This window comes from Nostocoides vanveenii, from assembly GCF_039531165.1.
Taxonomy (GTDB): Bacteria; Actinomycetota; Actinomycetes; order Actinomycetales; family Dermatophilaceae; genus Nostocoides_A; species Nostocoides_A vanveenii.
Genome location: NZ_BAAAPN010000014.1, coordinates 1 through 15,314 on the forward strand (window position 1 = coordinate 1; position 15,314 = coordinate 15,314).

Annotated in this window: 15 protein-coding genes; 6 read left to right on the forward strand and 9 right to left on the reverse strand. The window is 69.7% G+C overall.

All coding sequences use genetic code 11. The features are described 5' to 3' along the window. Positions 1-156: 156 nt before the first annotated feature. From efeB to pheA, 4 genes are all read right to left on the reverse strand, one after another. A complete protein-coding gene (gene efeB, locus ABD209_RS02280) occupies positions 157-1,488 on the reverse strand; it encodes an iron uptake transporter deferrochelatase/peroxidase subunit (RefSeq protein ID WP_344061520.1) in 1,332 nt (443 codons plus the stop codon). After that, a complete protein-coding gene (gene efeO, locus ABD209_RS02285; RefSeq protein ID WP_344061523.1) occupies positions 1,475-2,638 on the reverse strand; it encodes an iron uptake system protein EfeO in 1,164 nt (387 codons plus the stop codon). Before efeO ends, efeB begins: the two co-directional genes overlap by 14 nt. A gap of 41 nt (positions 2,639-2,679) precedes the next feature. Then, complete coding sequence (efeU, locus tag ABD209_RS02290) at positions 2,680-3,540, reverse strand: iron uptake transporter permease EfeU (protein WP_344061526.1); 861 nt, start codon at positions 3,538-3,540, stop codon at positions 2,680-2,682. A gap of 109 nt (positions 3,541-3,649) precedes the next feature. After that, positions 3,650-4,609 (reverse strand): prephenate dehydratase, encoded by a 960-nt coding sequence (gene pheA, locus ABD209_RS02295; protein ID WP_344061529.1) that lies wholly within the window; start codon positions 4,607-4,609, stop codon positions 3,650-3,652. A 35-nt stretch (positions 4,610-4,644) separates the two neighbouring features. Here pheA and ABD209_RS02300 point away from each other — a divergent pair, with 35 nt between their 5' ends. Further along, positions 4,645-5,256, forward strand: a complete 612-nt coding sequence (locus ABD209_RS02300) for a TMEM165/GDT1 family protein (RefSeq protein WP_344061532.1) — start codon at positions 4,645-4,647, stop codon at positions 5,254-5,256. Between the two features lie 7 nt (positions 5,257-5,263). Here the strand turns inward: ABD209_RS02300 and ABD209_RS02305 are convergent, their stop codons facing one another. The 3 genes from ABD209_RS02305 to ABD209_RS02315 are packed head-to-tail and all read right to left on the reverse strand — an operon-like array spanning position 5,264 to position 7,441. Continuing rightward, a complete protein-coding gene (locus tag ABD209_RS02305; protein ID WP_344061535.1) occupies positions 5,264-5,521 on the reverse strand; it encodes a thioesterase family protein in 258 nt (85 codons plus the stop codon). Next, complete coding sequence (locus ABD209_RS02310; RefSeq protein ID WP_344061538.1) at positions 5,478-6,101, reverse strand: acyl-CoA thioesterase; 624 nt, start codon at positions 6,099-6,101, stop codon at positions 5,478-5,480. Before ABD209_RS02310 ends, ABD209_RS02305 begins: the two co-directional genes overlap by 44 nt. A gap of 50 nt (positions 6,102-6,151) precedes the next feature. Further along, a complete protein-coding gene (locus ABD209_RS02315) occupies positions 6,152-7,441 on the reverse strand; it encodes a glycosyltransferase 87 family protein (RefSeq protein WP_344061541.1) in 1,290 nt (429 codons plus the stop codon). Between the two features lie 29 nt (positions 7,442-7,470). On the opposite strand from ABD209_RS02315, the gene ABD209_RS02320 reads away from it, so the two are divergent. The 3 genes from ABD209_RS02320 to ABD209_RS02330 are packed head-to-tail and all read left to right on the forward strand — an operon-like array spanning position 7,471 to position 11,422. Beyond that, the gene (locus ABD209_RS02320; RefSeq protein ID WP_344061543.1) at positions 7,471-9,726 is read left to right on the forward strand and encodes a hypothetical protein; all 2,256 of its coding nucleotides are present in this window, start codon (positions 7,471-7,473) and stop codon (positions 9,724-9,726) included. Beyond that, positions 9,710-10,678, forward strand: coding sequence for a DUF2207 family protein (locus ABD209_RS02325; protein WP_344061546.1), 969 nt, complete (start codon positions 9,710-9,712; stop codon positions 10,676-10,678). The genes ABD209_RS02320 and ABD209_RS02325 overlap by 17 nt, the downstream gene beginning before the upstream one ends. Positions 10,679-10,708: 30 nt before the next feature. Then, positions 10,709-11,422, forward strand: a complete 714-nt coding sequence (locus ABD209_RS02330) for a gamma-glutamyl-gamma-aminobutyrate hydrolase family protein (protein ID WP_344061549.1) — start codon at positions 10,709-10,711, stop codon at positions 11,420-11,422. Positions 11,423-11,430: 8 nt separating this feature from the next. Here ABD209_RS02330 and ABD209_RS02335 read toward each other — a convergent pair whose 3' ends face one another. Then, positions 11,431-12,579, reverse strand: a complete 1,149-nt coding sequence (locus ABD209_RS02335; protein WP_344061553.1) for a hypothetical protein — start codon at positions 12,577-12,579, stop codon at positions 11,431-11,433. Between the two features lie 5 nt (positions 12,580-12,584). Further along, positions 12,585-13,229 carry an N-acetyltransferase gene (locus ABD209_RS02340; protein WP_344061556.1) on the reverse strand — a complete coding sequence of 215 codons (645 nt, stop codon included), beginning with the start codon at positions 13,227-13,229 and terminating at the stop codon, positions 12,585-12,587. 38 nt (positions 13,230-13,267) lie between these two features. Between ABD209_RS02340 and ABD209_RS02345 the strand changes: the two genes are divergently transcribed. Both ABD209_RS02345 and ABD209_RS02350 read left to right on the forward strand, forming a co-directional pair. Then, a complete protein-coding gene (locus ABD209_RS02345) occupies positions 13,268-14,356 on the forward strand; it encodes an App1 family protein phosphatidate phosphatase (protein WP_344061559.1) in 1,089 nt (362 codons plus the stop codon). Between the two features lie 9 nt (positions 14,357-14,365). Next, complete coding sequence (locus ABD209_RS02350; protein WP_344061562.1) at positions 14,366-15,226, forward strand: Fpg/Nei family DNA glycosylase; 861 nt, start codon at positions 14,366-14,368, stop codon at positions 15,224-15,226. The last annotated feature ends 88 nt before the right edge of the window (positions 15,227-15,314 follow it).

Here is a 15,314-nt window from a genome sequence, read left to right on the forward strand (position 1 = left end):
GCCGAGCAGGCGGCCCCTGCTCGGTAACCCACGAGTGTTTGTGAGTGAGGCCCCGGCCCGCAACCGACTCAACCATCCTGAGCGGTCACTCCATACGGTCTAAGGTGCGCTAAGTGGCACCTGCGGGCGCACCGACGCGCGGCGTCGAGGACTGGCTCATGAAGCGAAGAGTTGGGTGCCCCAGTCCTGGTTATCGGCAAGCCCGGGCGGGCAGAGGAAGAGCGCCGAGCCGGTGTGCTCGATGTACTCGTTGAGCACATCCTTGGCGGCCAGCGCCCGCTGCATGGGCACGAACTGCTTGTGCGCGTCGCGCATGAAGGCGATGAAGAAGAGCCCCGCGTCCAGGTGGCCCTGGCCGTCGGAGCCGTCGGTGAAGTTGTAGCCTCGCCGCAAGATCCTGACGCCGTCAAGATTGGAGGAGTGGGCCAGCGCAATGTGCGAGACCGCCGGGATCGCCGGCTGCCCGTCCATCCGCTTGGCGGCGAAGTCGATCGTGTCGAATTCCTTCTTCTGCCCCAGTGGCTGACCCTCGAGCTTGCCGCGGCCGAAGATGTCCTCCTGCTCCTGCAGGTTGGTCCGGTCCCAGACCTCGATGTGCATCCGGATGCGCCGCGCCACCAGATAGGACCCGCCAGCCGCCCAACCCGCCGGCCCAGGGACGTCGGCCGCCCCGATCCACACGTGCTCGTCCAGAGCCGCACCGTCCTCGGCCATCAGATTGTTGGTGCCGTCCTTGAACCCGAAGAGATTGCGCGGGGTCTTCTGGGTGTGCGACGTCGACGACGTGCGCCCGAAGCCGAGCTGGCTCCACCGCACCGAGACCGTGCCGAGCCCCAGCCGGATGAGATTGCGAACCGCGTGGACGGCGACCTGCGGGTCGTTGGCGCAGGCCTGGATGCACAGATCCCCGCCCGACTTGGCCGGGTCCAGGTCGTCGCCCACAAAGCCCGGAAGCTCTTGCAACGCAGCAGGTTTGCGATCGGCCAGCCCGAAGCGCTTGTCGAACAGCGAGGGCCCGTAGCCGATGGTCACCGTCAGCCCGGACGGCGGCAGATCGAGCGCCTCACCGGTGTCGGTCGGCACCTTGTAGGGCCCGCCGCCCACCGACCCACCGGGCGCCGCCTCGGCGCCATAGGTCATCCGTTCGGCGGCCGCCGTCCACGCCGTGAGCAGGTCGCGCAGCACGTCGGCGTCGTCGGTGATGACGTCGAGGGCAACGAAATGCATCCGGTCCTGCGCCGGCGTGATGATGCCGGCCTGGTGCGCCCCGCGGAACGGCACCTGCCCACTGATGTCGGCGAGGCTCGGTGCGCCCGTCGCCGACGCGCCCGTATGCCCGTCCGCCCGCGTCGCGGCATACGTCCCGGCTGCGCCGGCCAGCAATCCCGCGGCGACGCCCGCCGACACCCCGACGAGGCCGCGCCGGCTGGGCGGCTCGGTGGTTACGTCGAGGGTGCCGTCGGTGGCGGCAGGATCAGCCTGCGGCAACGACACCCGCCACCTTGGCGACCTGTTCGGCGAAGCCGTCGAGGGCATCGGTCAGCTTCTTGATGTCGTCCTTGGACAACTCGGTGTAGAGCACGAAGCCGTCGCCCTTGCGGTGGGTTTCGAGCAGATCACCGAGCACCTTCCCGGTGCGGTCGATCTCGGTGACGAGCGCCGGATCCTTCTCCTGAAGGAAGGGCCGCAGGGCGGCGAGCGCGGTCTTCGAGCCTTCAAAGTTGGCTTCGAAATCCCAGAGGTCGGTGTGGCTGTAGCGCTCCTCCTCGCCGGTGATCTTGCCGGTGGCGATCTCGTCCAGGAGTGCCTTGGAGCCATTGGCCAGCTGGAGCGGGTTGAGCTCCACGCCCTTGACCTGGCTGACCAGCGTTGTGACATCGACCAGCAACTGGTCGGCGATCTTGACAGTGTCAGCCTGGAGGCCGTCGACCCACAGATCCTTCTCCAGCCGGTGATAGCCAGTGAACGCCATCCCCTCCTCGGCGACATCTTCGCGGCCGTCGATCTTGGGGTCGAGCTCGCCGAAGGACTCGGCCACCGGCTCGATCCGCTCCCAGTAGGAGCGTGCCGTGGGATAGAGCACCTTGGCCTCCTCCACCTTGCCGGCCTTGACCAGAGCGACGAATTTCGTTGTCTCGGCGAGGAAAGCGTCGGCCTGGCTGGTGGTGTAGCGGTGGTACTCGGCGACCGCCTGCTGCAGGAGTTGGTTGTCGGTCTTGGCTGCGGGCGCGTCACCGGTCACCGTGAACGCCGCCCGTATGCCGTCGCCCACCATCCCCGGCTTGCAGGCGGTTTCGTAGGTGCCCGGCTCGGTGATCTCGACGTGAAAATCGCGGCTCAGGCCAGGGGCGACATTCTCGACCTCCCCCATAATCCGGTCGCCCTCGGCATAGACATAGAACTCGTTGATCTTGTTGCCCTTGTTGGTCACCTTGAAGGTGATCGTCCCAGCCGGCGCGCTCGTTGCACTCACCTGGCACGCGGTGTCGGTCGCCGTGACGACGATCGCGCCGCCCGTCTCGCCTGCCGAGGCCGAGTCGGTGCCAGAGCAGCCGGCCAACGCTAGCGCCGCGGCACTGAGGGTGCCAACCGCGAGGGCAGGAGTACGGGTCCGCGTCGTCCGGGCAAGGCAAATCATCGCGTCAATCTCCGTTCAGTGTCGTTGTGTCGCAGCGGTTTTCAGCGGGTGCCCGCGTCGGCGGGCTGCGCAGGCATACGGGTTGGCTCGGCAACGGTCGGCTTCGCGGGGCGCAGGAAGAGCGGCAGGACGATGGCGACATACGCCACCCAGCAGATGGCCTGCAGCCAGGTTGTCGCCGGCGTGAAGTTCAGCGTGCCCTTGAGCAAGGTGCCGAGCCAGCCGTCGGGGGCGATGACGTGGCTGATATCGAAGGCGAGCGAGTTCAAGCCGGGCAGGAAGGCGGCTTCCTGCAGGTCGTGAATACCATAGGCGAGGATGCCGGCCGCCACCAACACCAGGAAGATCCCCGTCCATCGGAAGAACGTGGCGAGGTTGATCTTGATCGCCCCGCGATACATCAGCACGCCGAGGATGCAGGCGCTGCCGATGCCGATGATCCAGCCGAGCAGCGGCTGAACGGTGCCCGCCCCGGCCGCTTCGGCCGTGGCGTAGAAGAAGATCGCCGTCTCCAGGCCCTCGCGGCCGACGCCAAGGAAGCCGACGAGCGCGATCGGCAAGGGCCCGAGGGCGAGGGCCTTGTCCAGCGCACCCTTGAGCTCGCCAGAGATGGTCCGGGCGGCCGAGCGCATCCAGAAGACCATGCCCGTCACGAAGGCGACAGCGATGATCGAGGCAGTGCCGCCGATGAGTTCCTGGGTCTCGAAGGAGAGTTGCCGCGTCCCGAAGGTCAAGAAGGCGGCCAGTCCGGCAGACAGGACGACGGCCACGCCCACGCCCGCCCAGACCCACTTCAACGCCCAGCGCCGGTCGGTCTTGACCAGGAAGGCGACGAGAATGACGACGACGAGTGCGGCCTCGAGTCCTTCGCGCAGCCCGATGAGGGCGTTGCTAAACACCATGGTCGAGCCTCCCGAACGATCTCCAGACGGACAAATCTAAGGTAAGCCTAACCTAAGAACAGGCACCTGTCGTGGGCGTCTAGGTCGACAGCCACCGACGTGCCTCAACTCACGAGTTGTCGACCAACCCGCGCAGGGCGGCCAGCCAGTCGGCGGCGCTCTGGAAGTCGGCGTCGGAGTTGAACGGGGCCACCTGCGCGCGCCCGCGGTCGGCGCGCGGATAGCTGCCGAGGAAGACCACCTCGGCACAGATCCGTTTCAGACCGGTCAGGGCCTGCCCGACCCGCTCGTCCAGCACGTGGCCCTCGATATCGACGGAGAAGCAGTAGTCGCCCATCGAGTGCTTCGTCGGGCGCGACTCCAGGCGGGTCATATTGATCCCGCGGGCGGCGAACTGCTCCAGCAACGCCATCAAGCCGCCCGCGTGGTCGCGGCGCTGATAGAGCACGACCGTCGTCTTGTCGGCACCTGTCGGCGCGGGAATGGCCGTCGGCCGGGCCACCAACACGAACCGGGTCAGCGCCTTCTTGATGTCACCGATGTCGTCGGCCAGCACGTCCAGGCCGGCCAACTCCGCCGCGATCGGCGCGCAGACGGCCGCATCGTGCCGACCGTCCCCCCCGGGCGCCAGATCCAGCGCCGCACTCGCCGTCGAGAGCGTCGGGACATAGGTCGCCTTGGGCAGATTGGCCCCCATCCAGCCGCGCACCTGGGCCCACGCGTGCGAATGGGTACCGACCGTAGCGACGCGAGCGAGCGGCCTACCGGGCCGGGCCGCGAGCACGAATCGGATCTTGACCAGGCGCTCACCCACGACGATCAGCGGCGAGCCCGTCGAGAGCGCGTCGAGCGTGGCGGTCACGCCGCCCTCGACGGAGTTCTCGATAGGGACCATGGCCGCGTCGATCTCGCTCGCGCGCACCGCGGCCAAGGCCGCGTCCACCGAGGCGTATGCCGTGTGCTCGCCCCCCGCGGCCGGCTCCCAGTCGAGCAGGGCCATCTGGGTAAACGTGCCCGCCGGACCGAAATAGCCGTAACGGACGGGTCGGGCGGCGGTGGACGCAGGCACCAGCGAACAATAGGACGCAACTACGATTGTCTGCGATGACGTTCAGTATCGCCACCGCGGCCATCGTGTTCGCGCTGATCTTTCCGGTCGAGTTGCCGGACAAGACCTTTGTCGCCACCCTCGTGCTCGCCACCCGCTACCGCCCGTTGCTGGTCTGGGTCGGCGTCACTGCCGCCTTCCTCGTCCAGACCGTTGTCGCCGTCACCCTCGGCGGTCTGCTCGCGCGGCTCCCCCACGCGCCGGTGCAGATCGTCGCCGCGCTGATGTTTGCGCTCGGCGGCGTCATCCTGCTCCGCGGCGCGCGCAATGCCGACCGCGAGGAGCAGGAGGCCGAGGAGGAATTCGAGGCCAAGGCCGCCGCGCCGGCCACCGGGCTGCGCGCCGTGTCGACGTCCTTCCTCGTGCTCTTCCTCGCCGAATGGGGCGATCTGTCGCAGCTGTTGACCGCTTCGCTCGCGGCGCGCTATCACGACCCGGTCTCGGTGGGCGTCGGCGCCTTCGTCGCGCTCGCGACCATCTCGGCGCTCGGTGCGGCGCTCGGCCGGACGCTGCTGCGCTACCTCAGGCTGGCGACGATTCGCCGGATCGGCGGGTCCGTATGCCTGCTGCTCGCCGTGATCACGCTCGTCGAGCTCGCCCGCGGCTGAGCCCGGGTCAGAGCGTGCGGCCGCCCTTGCGCGGCAGCAACGCCAGCTGGCGCGACTGGGCGACCAGCCGGTCGTCGCTGTCCCACACCTCACAGTCCTCCTCGAACATGCCGTGCGCGACATTCCGGGTCACATGCCGCACCCGCAACGGCCCCGGGGCGGGCTTGGCGCGCACGTGCGCGGTCAGTTCGAGGGTGGGTGCCCACCCGGGCATACCGAGATCAAAGGTGGCGGGCGGCAGGGCATCGACGACGAGCAGCAACATCAGCGGGTCCGGCTCCCCGCGGCTCGACCATCGAGAACCATCCCTGAATCGCTCCCAGTCCGGCGGGCGCCCCGAGCGCCCAGCTCACGGTCAGCGGGTCGATCCGCAGGTCCACCCGCTGGAGGAAAGGCGCCTTGCCCAGCCCACCCGGCGCCATCGATGAGGACAGGCACCGCTCGAAGGGAGTGAAGCTGGGCGGCGTCGCCGAGGTCGACACCTCGGGCGGAAGCGCGTCCAGATCCCCGAAGACCGCCTGGACGGCCACGCGGACCGACGGCTGCTCACCGTCCTCCTGCTGGATCAGGTCGGCGCGCACCACCGAATAGGTCCCTCCGGTGCGCATCACGTCCACCGCGATCTGTGCCGGACCGGTATGCGGCACGCCGAGATAGGCGGCCGACATCGCGACCGGATCGGGGTGGCCGTGCTCCCCTAGTTCGGCCGAGACAGCATTCGCGACCAGTGCCAGGAGGAGCCCGCCGTTGACGCCCCGGGCGATCCGCCAGTCGTCGCTGATCTCGGTGTCGTAGACCCCGCCGCCCGCCGCCGTCACGGCGATCCCCCGGTCGAACTGCGTCATGTTCTGCTCCTTTGTCACAACTTCTCGCTCCGGCTGCGGGAACGTCGACCTCACCCGGCTTCGGAAGCCGCGCGGCGTTCGACCTTGCCCGGCGCAGCCGACCGCTCCCCGGCCCGGGCCACCGCATCTGCCTCGGCGTCCCTCGGTTCGCGCGCCGATGCCCAGGCCAAGAGCCACAGTGCCAGCAGCGCACCCGCCAGGTCGGCATTCTGCAAAATCCGGCCCACGAGGATGGGCGGCCAGTCGTGCGCGATCCAACTGATCCCCCACCACGGCAGCCGGCAGACGAACCACACCGTGATCACCAGCGCCGCCACCAGCCGCCGGCGATCCCGCAGTGGGTCGGCCCCGAGGATCGCCAAGATCGCCACGACGATCCAGTGGAAGTGGTGGATCCAGGCCACCGGCGAGAGCAGGCAGGCGAGCAGACCCACCGCGGCCACCTCGGTGACCGTGTCGCCCCGCAGCCACGCCCGCCGCGCCAGCCGGAATCCGAACCACCCGACCAGGGCGATCAGCACCAGCCACAGGGCCACACCGGCGCCACCCGACGGCCCGACCCGCATCAACACCCCGCGGATCGACTGGTTCGACGTGCCCATATTCGGTCCGAGCCGAGCGGGGTCTTGCAGGGCCCCGCCCCAGAAGGCCAGCGAGGCCGACGGGATCGCCACGAACGCGGCCAGCCAGGCAATCGCCGCCGTCGCGATCGCGGTCCCGGCCTCGCGCCAACGCCGGTTGATCACGTAGTGCACGACGAACACCCCGGGCGTCAGCTTGATCGCCATCGCCAGCCCGACGAGCACGCCGGGCGCGACGCCGCTCAAAACTCGCGGCCGGGGCCGGCGCAGGTCCATCAGGGCGGCGAGCACAATGAAGGCGTTGACCTGTCCGAACCGGATCCCGTCGCCGACGGGGTGCAACCAGAACATCGGCGCCGCCAGCAACCCCAGGACCAGCGGCTGCGCGCTGCCGCCCCGGTGGATCAAGCGGTAGCCGGCATACCAGACGATCGCCGTCGTCGCCGCGATCTGCAGTGCCGTCCACAGCCACCCGACCAGCCCGAAGGGCAGCAACGCCAGCGGTATCGCGAGCAGCGCCGCGAACGGCGGATAGGTGAACGGAAGCAGTTGCGGCGCCTCCGTCATCGCGTCGTAGATCGGCCGCCCGATCAGGATCGACACGCCCGCCTGCCGATAGACCTCGACGTCCACTTGCCACTGATCCATGGGCCAGAAGACGAGGAATCGCAACACCGGGATCACCGCACCAAGCAGCACCAGCGCCGCGCAGCCGGCCCATTGCCAGGCTGGTGCGCGGGTGGTGCGGACGGCGGTCACCCGCACATTCTGGCCCGTACCCTTATCCGGTGAGACCAGCGACCCGGCGCGCCGCAGCGCTGCTCGGGCTCCTGCTCGCCGTCCTGTGCCTCATCCCCGCCCGTATGGCGGCGGCCCCCCTCGCGGCGAATGTCCGGTCCGATGCCACCCCCGCCCGGATGGCGGCGCCTTCCCTCCCCAGCGCGCCGGCTCCGGCCGTCACGCCAGTGGTCGCGCGCACCATCCTGATCGGGACCGGCGGCTTCACCTGGTCCGATGTCAGCGCCGAGCGCACGCCCGCTCTGTGGGCGCTGCTGCGTGACGGCGCCTCCGGTGTCTCCAGCATCCGCTCGGTCAACCCCAACACCTGCCCGATCGACGGTTGGCTGGCCCTCTCGGCCGGCGAGCGCGCCGCGGCCGCAGGGGCGGACGGCAAGGCCACGCGCGCCTCGACCGCGACCTGCCCGCCCATCCCCGATCCGGACGTGGTGGACCTCCACGACGGTCCCGCCGTGGCGCTCGTGCCGGGGTGGGCGGCATACGTCACGACAGCGGACAGCCTGCGATTCGGGGCGCAACCGAGCCTGCTGGGCACCCTGCTGGCCGGTCGGGTCACGACCTTGGCCATCGGCCCGGGCGCGGCGATCGCGCTGGCCACCGCCGACGGGACGGCCACCGCCTATACCCCGGTCGACTGGTCTTCGGTCACGTCCGACGCTCTCGCCACCCAGATCGGCGACACCCGCCTGACCGTGATCGACGCGGGGACGGCCACCGAGGTCGGCGCGGACCCCGAGGAGGCTCGGGCCCCGGCCGACCAGGTCGCCGCCATCGATGACCGCATCGCCCGGGTCGTCGGCGCGCTTCGGCCGACCGACACCGTCATCGTCGCCGGCCTCGCCGACGGCGGTTCGGTCCCGCACGTGCGCCCCGTTGTCGTGCGTGGCCCGGAGTTCGGCGCGGGTGGCCTCTACTCGCCCTCGACCCGCATCCCCGATCTGATCCAGAGCGCCGACCTGACGGTCACCTTGCTGGCGCAGATGCATGTGGCGGTGCCCGCTGATCTCGGGGGCGCGATCCTGCGGCAAGAGCGCAGCGGGCCCGCCGACAACGCAGGCGCCGCAGCGCGGCGCACGCATCTGGTCGACATCGACCAGGCCTCCCACGAGGTCCGTCTGCTCGTGCCGCCCTTCTTCGCGGGCCTGGTGCTGAGCCAACTCGTCTTCTATCTGCTGGTCTGGCGGGTCTGGAAGCACAAGGGCGCGAGACTGGCCACGCGGGCCCGCCTCATCCGGGCGGTGCAGATCATCGCTGTCGCGGCAGCCGCCGTCCCGGCCGCGACCTTCCTGGCCAATCTGTTGCCCTGGTGGCGGGCGAGCGCGACCCTTCCGGCGATCGTGGGTGCGGTCGGTCTCTTCGTCGCCCTGATCGCCGCGGCGGCCCTGATCCCGCCCTGGGGGCGACGCCTGATGGGTCCGGTGGGGGTGGTTGCCCTGGCCACGGTGGCCGTGCTCGCCGCCGACGTGATCACCGGCTCGCGGCTGCAGATTTCCTCGCTGATGGGGCTGCAGCCCACTGTCGGTGGGCGCTTCTACGGTATGGGCAATGTCACCTTCTCGATCTTCGTCACCGCCTCGCTCATGCTGGCGATCGCGGTCTCCGCCTGGCTGCTGCGCATTCGCGGGCGGCTCGCGGCGGTTGCCGCGGTGATCGCGATCGCTCTGGTCACCGTGATCGTGGACGGCAACCCGGCCTGGGGCGCCGACGGGGGCGGCCCGCCGGCCTATCTGCCCGGTGTCGCCTACTTCGCCTTGGCCCTGCTGGGCATCGCGATGACCTGGAAACGGGCCGTGCTCATCGGGGGGATCACCGCGGGACTCTTTGTTCTCGTCGGCTTCCTCGACTCCCGGCGCGCACCGGAGAGCCAAAGCCATCTCGGACGCTTCTTCGACGAGATCGGCAGCGGCCAAGCCCTCAATATCGTCATCCGCAAGGCGGAGCAGAACTTCGGGATCCTCATCAGCTCGGAGTTGTCGATCCTCGTGCCCTTCGCCCTGGTTTTCGTGATCTATGTGCTCCTGCGGCCGACGTCCTGGGGCTCCAGGGCCCTACACCGCTCCTTCGAGCGGGTGCCGACGCTGCGCCCGGGTTTGATCGGGTGGCTGATCGTGATGGTTATCGGCTTCTTCATCAACGACTCCGGCGTGGCGATCCCCGCGGTCGGTGCGGCCGTCGCGATCCCGCTGGTCATCGCCATCGCCACTCGGACCCTTCTGGAGGAGATCGACGATGGCCGGCATGCTTGACGGCGGACGGCTCCCGAGCATCATGCGCGCGTCGGACTCCTGGTCGCAGGTCGCGCACAGTGACGACGTCGTTGACTTCCTGCCCATGGCCCTCGCCCTCTCGGTCGGCATCCTCATCGCGGCGATTGCCATCGCGATCCCGGTCGCCCTGCATGCTCGGGTCGCCGGACGCGACGACCAGGCCGCCGACACGCCGCCCAACCTCCTGCCACTCCTGGACGGACCCACCAACCGAGTCGATGACCGGCTGCGCAATGCCGTCGTCCAGTTCGACCTGCCGGCCGACCTGACTCCGGAGCAGATGGCGGTTTTGCGGTTCGACGGCCAGCCGGAGCGAGCGATCGCTGCCGCCCTGCTCGACCTCGAGGCACGCGGCGTCATCGCGATCGAACGCCCGAAGGTCCGGGTCACCGTCAAAGCGGGTGCCGACCGCAGCGGCATCAGCGAGTTCCAGCGGCGCCTGATCACCGTGCTCGGGCACGGCGAGCTGACCAAGCCGCTGGAAAACCGTGACTGGGCACTCTCGACGCTCTATGCCGACGCGATGGGCCGCGGGTGGTTTCGGCACCGCCCCGACTATGCGAGCTACGGCCCGCGCCTGTGGTCGGCGGCGTGCCTGGGCTTCGGCTTCATCCTCGGCGTCTATACGGCGAATATGTTCCTCGAGGGCTACTGGACCTTCGCGATGCCATTGGCAGCCGGCATGGGGTTCCTGTTGTTCTTGGCGTGGGTGTTCACCTATGCCGAGCGCCGCCGCCCGATCCGCACACCCAAGGCGCGCGCCCTCGCCACCCAACTCGCCGGCTTCGGCCGGGTGCTCGGTGCCACCGAGCAGGGCTGGCTGCGTGTTCACCCCGACGAGCCCTACCCGCCGACGTGGGCGGCCGTCGCGATGTCCCTCGGCGTCAGCAGTGAGGCGCCCGGCCCGTATGCGCGCGCCATTCGCCGCTGACCGCTCGGCTGCTGGCCTAAAGTCGTCGCCGTGCGTCCCGTCATCGGAATCACCACCTATGTCGAGCCCGTCGATCGCGGCGACTGGCCCGGCCTGCGCTCCGCGGTTCTCCCGCAGGCGTATGTCGATCAGGTCCAGTCCGCGGGCGGGATCGCCCTGCTCATCCCGCCGCGAGCCGACGCCGACCTGCCGCTCGCGGAGGCGGTGCTCGCCCGCGTCGACGGCCTGATCATCGCCGGCGGCGCCGACGTCGAGCCGAGCCGGTATGCCGCGAGGCCCCACCCGCTCGTCCAGGACGCCCGCCCCGACCGCGATGCGATTGAACTCGCTCTCGCAACAGCCACCTCGGCCTCGGGGTTGCCGGTCTTGGGCATTTGCCGCGGAATGCAGGTCATGGCCGTCGCCGCGGGTGGCTCACTCATCCAGCACCTGCCGGACGTGGTCGGGCATACCGGCCATTCGATTGCCCCGGGGACCTATGCCGATCACCGCGTCGCCACGGTCGACGGCACCCGTCTGCGCGCCCTGCTCGGCCCCGAGGTCAACGTGCCGAGCTATCACCACCAGGCGGTCGCCGATCATCCCGGGTATGCCGCCGCCGCCTGGGCGGCCGACGGCACCTTGGAGGCGATGGAGGATCCCGACGCTCCCTTCCGGGTGGCCGTGCAGTGGCATCCGGAGATGGATAGCGACCGGCGGCTCTTCGAGGCGTTGGTCGCCGCTGCGAGCACCGGCCGCAACTGAGCGCGGGGCTAGAGCGTCTCGAGGAGGCCGTTCGCGAGCAGCGAGTGCACCGCTTCCGCGACGAGCTCGGGCGCGTCAGGGTGCTCGCCGTGCTCGGTGACGACCGTGGCGGTCGCCTCCGCCACGGTCAGTTCAGCGGTGCACGTGCGCCAGATCGTGCTGCCGAGACCGAGCAGCCGGATCGGGTTCGGGCCGTTGAGCACCAACACTTCGACACCGTCGTCGATGGCATCCAGATACGGGGCACGGGTGATACGGGTGTGCTCGGTCACTATCGCGTCGTCCGCCGCGGGTGTGCTCGTCCACGGCTCGGTGCGGCGGCCCTCAGCGGGATCGACAATCTGCCAGTGGGCCCCGTTGTTGCTGCCGCGGGGAATGCCCGCCAGCAGCGCATGGATCAGTGGCGCGGCGTCGGCGATCTCGGCATACGTCAGGCGGTGGACGCCGGCGCCCGCGGTCAGGACGCGGGCGAGGCTCGCCAGCGGGCGGTCCTGGGTGGGGAGCGCCGATGACTGCGGGATGGTCTCGGCCATGGCTTCGAGCAGCGGCACCGATTCGAGCGTCGGGACACCGTGACCCGGTTTGCGGCACAAGAGGATTGTCGCAGCGAGCCAGGGGTCGGGCGGTGCGGGAAGTAACCCGAGTTCGCCCGGTGACTTCTCGATCTTCGGCTGGCCCGGAGCGGGGATCAGGGAGAGCGGTTTGGGGTGTCCGATCAACGTCAGGTCGTCGCGGATAACAGCGGTCTCGTCACTGAGGTAGCCCAACTCGCGGCCCAGCGTGCGCGCCGCCGTGGACTTCCCGGTACCCGACTCGGCCACGAGGATCACGCCCGCACCGGTCGCCGGCTCGGCCAGCGCCGCACTGTGCAGGAGCGTCAATCGACCCGACTGGGCCCGGATCGACGCCAGCGTGATCGCGGTCGAGAAGGTGTAGGGCGCGGTGACCACATTCTCGTCGAGGATCGGCCCGCCCTCGGCGCCCACGGGATCGCCGAGGTGGCTGGCGATCAGTTCTCGAGGGAAGTCCTCGGGCTCGGATCGGTCGGCCGTCTCGACATTGGCATGGGCCCATAAGTGCCTGAGCCGGTCGGCGACCTCCGGACGCACCCGGCTCAGGTCGACATCCCAGCGACAGCCCATGGTCGAGATGCGCAACGCGGTCAACCATCACTTTCGGCGGCCGGGACGAACAACTGGACGGACGCGATTATCCCGAACCCGGCACGCAGGGCCGCACGCAGGGAGCGCGCATTGCCCGGAGCGACCGATGCGAGCACCAGATCCGGGGGGAGCAGGTCGAGCACGTCGGCGAAGATGCGCGAGCCGCGCCCGGGCTCGTCGACCTCGACGCCGATCATCGGTAGGTCGCCCGGCCCCTGCCCGACGGTGGCGACATCGCGGCGGTGGGGATCGGCATACCCGAAGGTGGTGACCTCGCCGCGGGTGAGCCGCGCGTGCACGGCGCGCGGATGGTCCGCCAGATCCGGCCGCGCGCGGAGCGCCGGGGCCTGCAGGCCGCGGCCGTGAGCGATCAGGAGAACGTCGAGGCAGTCGATCCAACCGTGGGGGCCGGCCAACTCCATAGCCACCGCGGGCAGTGTCGCGCCACCGAATCCGTTGCAGCCCAATGTCTCCAATCGTTCCCGAGCAGGCTGCCGGTCGCTGCACACGTAGGCGTGCCCGGTGAATGCGACCACCGCGCCGACGCCAGGACGCCAGTCGGGCAAGGCCGTCCAGCCGCCGTCGGCGGCCGGCCAACGTCCCACGGCGGCAGCGCGCAGGACGCTCGCGAGAGGATGCCGCACGGGCCCAGCCTGCCACGACCGGACATTAGGCTTCACCCATGGCTTCGCCGCACGCCGCCGCCCTCATCGAGGATCGGTGGAATCGCCTCAAGATGGCCGCCCTCAGCGACCGCGGCTACGGCACCCAGATCATCACCTACACCGGGTATGGGTCGACCGGCAGCGTGCGCATCCTCGCCCGCACGCTGATGTCGCGGCGCCGCGACCCGGAGTCGGCCGACGCGACCGCGAGCGATCTCGAACTGCACCACGCGATGTATGCCCGCCGGGGCTGGCGTTCCTTCTTCACCGCCCCGGCGATCGGGGTCCCGGTCCGTATCACGATCGGTGACCGGACCGTGCATACGCGCACCGACCGCGCGGGCATTCTCGATGTCACGATCGCCGACCACGGCCTGGCGCCCGGGTGGCGCGAAGCGACGATCGGCGCGGCCGGGGCCCGGGACGCCAGCGCGCCGGTCCTGGTGATCGACCCCGATGAGACCTTCGGCATCGTCAGCGATATCGACGACACGGTGATCAAGACGATGCTGCCGCGGCCCCTGATCGCCGCCTGGAACACCTTCGTGCGCCACGAGGGCACGCGGTCGGCGGTGCCCGGCATGGCGACGATGTATCGCGACCTGCTCGCCGAGAATCCCGGCGCGCCGATCATCTATGTCTCCACCGGGGCGTGGAACACGGTGCCGACGCTGACGCGCTTTTTGCGCTCGCGCGGCTATCCGCTCGGGCCGCTGCTGATGACCGACTGGGGGCCGACCAACACCGGCTGGTTCCGCAGCGGCCAGGACCACAAGAGGGCGGCGCTGCATCGGCTGGCCCGCGAGTTGCCCAAGATCGTCTGGGTGCTTGTCGGGGACGACGGTCAGCACGACCCGGCGATCTATGGGGAGTTCGCCGAGCAACGGCCCGAGCGCGTGCGCGCGATCGCGATCCGGCGCCTGTCCGCGACCGAGCAACTGCTCTCGCACTTCACGCCGCTGGCCAATGACGAGTTGGGGCCGAACCGGCGGCGGCTGGCGCAGGTGCCGATCTGCCGCGCGAGCGACGGCTACGGCTTGTTGCGGCTGCTGCAGGTGGCACTCGGGAAGTTGCCGGTGCCCAGCGATGTGGTCGTCGAAGAGTGAGGTCGCGCGATGCCTGAGTTGCCCGAGGTCGAAGCCCTGGCCGAGTTCTTGCGTTCGCGCACAAGGGATCTGGCGATCACTGGTGTCGAGTTGGGATCGATCTCGGTGTTGAAGACCTTCAACCCACCCCCGGACGCCCTCGTGGGCGCCCCGGTGGACGGCGTCGCACGCTTCGGGAAGTTCATCGATATGGACTGCGGCGGAACGCATTTGATCTTCCACCTGGCGCGCGCCGGCTGGCTGCGGTGGTCGGATGCCTTGCCGCAGACGGTGATTCGACCAGGGAAGTCCCCCATCGCGTTGCGGGTGCGGCTGGATGACGGATCGGGCTTCGACCTGACCGAGGCCGGCACCAGGAAGCGGCTGGCCGCCTATATCGTCGGCGCCCCCGACCAGGTGCCGGGCATCGTCAGCCTGGGCCCGGACCCGATGGCAGCGGATTTCACGCAGGACCACCTCGCCGCGATCCTCGGTGGCCGCCGCGCGCAAATCAAGGGCGTGCTGCGCGACCAGGGCATCATCGCCGGGATCGGCAATGCCTACTCCGACGAGATCTTGCACGTGGCCAAGATGTCGCCCTTCGCGCTGGCGTCGAGCTTGGATGCCGATGCTGTGGCGCGGCTCTACGAGGCGATGCGCGAGACGCTGGCCTCGGCCGTGGCGACGGCGTCGGGCAAGCCGGCGGCCGAGTTGAAGGACGCCAAACGCGCCGGTATGCGCGTACACGGCCGCACCGGCGAGGCCTGCCCCGAGTGCGGGGACGTGGTCCGCGAGGTCTCCTTCGCCGACTCCTCGCTGCAGTATTGCGCCACCTGCCAGACGGGCGGCAAACCCCTCGCCGACCGCCGCACCTCCAAGTTCCTCAAATAGCCTCCCTTCCCCCGTCGAACGTCCACATTCATGCCGTCGCGAGTGGGTTGGTTCAGGCTGCGCGGCCGGCACGATGAATCGCCCCAGT

Bases quoted from the DNA above. Each gene is read 5' to 3' on its own strand.
- efeO (WP_344061523.1), bottom strand. From the start codon at position 2,638: ATGATTTGCCTTGCCCGGACGACGCGGACCCGTACTCCTGCCCTCGCG.
- efeU (WP_344061526.1), bottom strand. From the start codon at position 3,540: ATGGTGTTTAGCAACGCCCTCATCGGGCTGCGCGAAGGACTCGAGGCC.
- ABD209_RS02300 (WP_344061532.1), top strand. From the start codon at position 4,645: ATGACGTTCAGTATCGCCACCGCGGCCATCGTGTTCGCGCTGATCTTT.
- ABD209_RS02305 (WP_344061535.1), bottom strand. From the start codon at position 5,521: ATGTTGCTGCTCGTCGTCGATGCCCTGCCGCCCGCCACCTTTGATCTC.
- ABD209_RS02310 (WP_344061538.1), bottom strand. From the start codon at position 6,101: ATGACGCAGTTCGACCGGGGGATCGCCGTGACGGCGGCGGGCGGCGGG.
- ABD209_RS02325 (WP_344061546.1), top strand. From the start codon at position 9,710: ATGGCCGGCATGCTTGACGGCGGACGGCTCCCGAGCATCATGCGCGCG.
- ABD209_RS02345 (WP_344061559.1), top strand. From the start codon at position 13,268: ATGGCTTCGCCGCACGCCGCCGCCCTCATCGAGGATCGGTGGAATCGC.
- ABD209_RS02350 (WP_344061562.1), top strand. From the start codon at position 14,366: ATGCCTGAGTTGCCCGAGGTCGAAGCCCTGGCCGAGTTCTTGCGTTCG.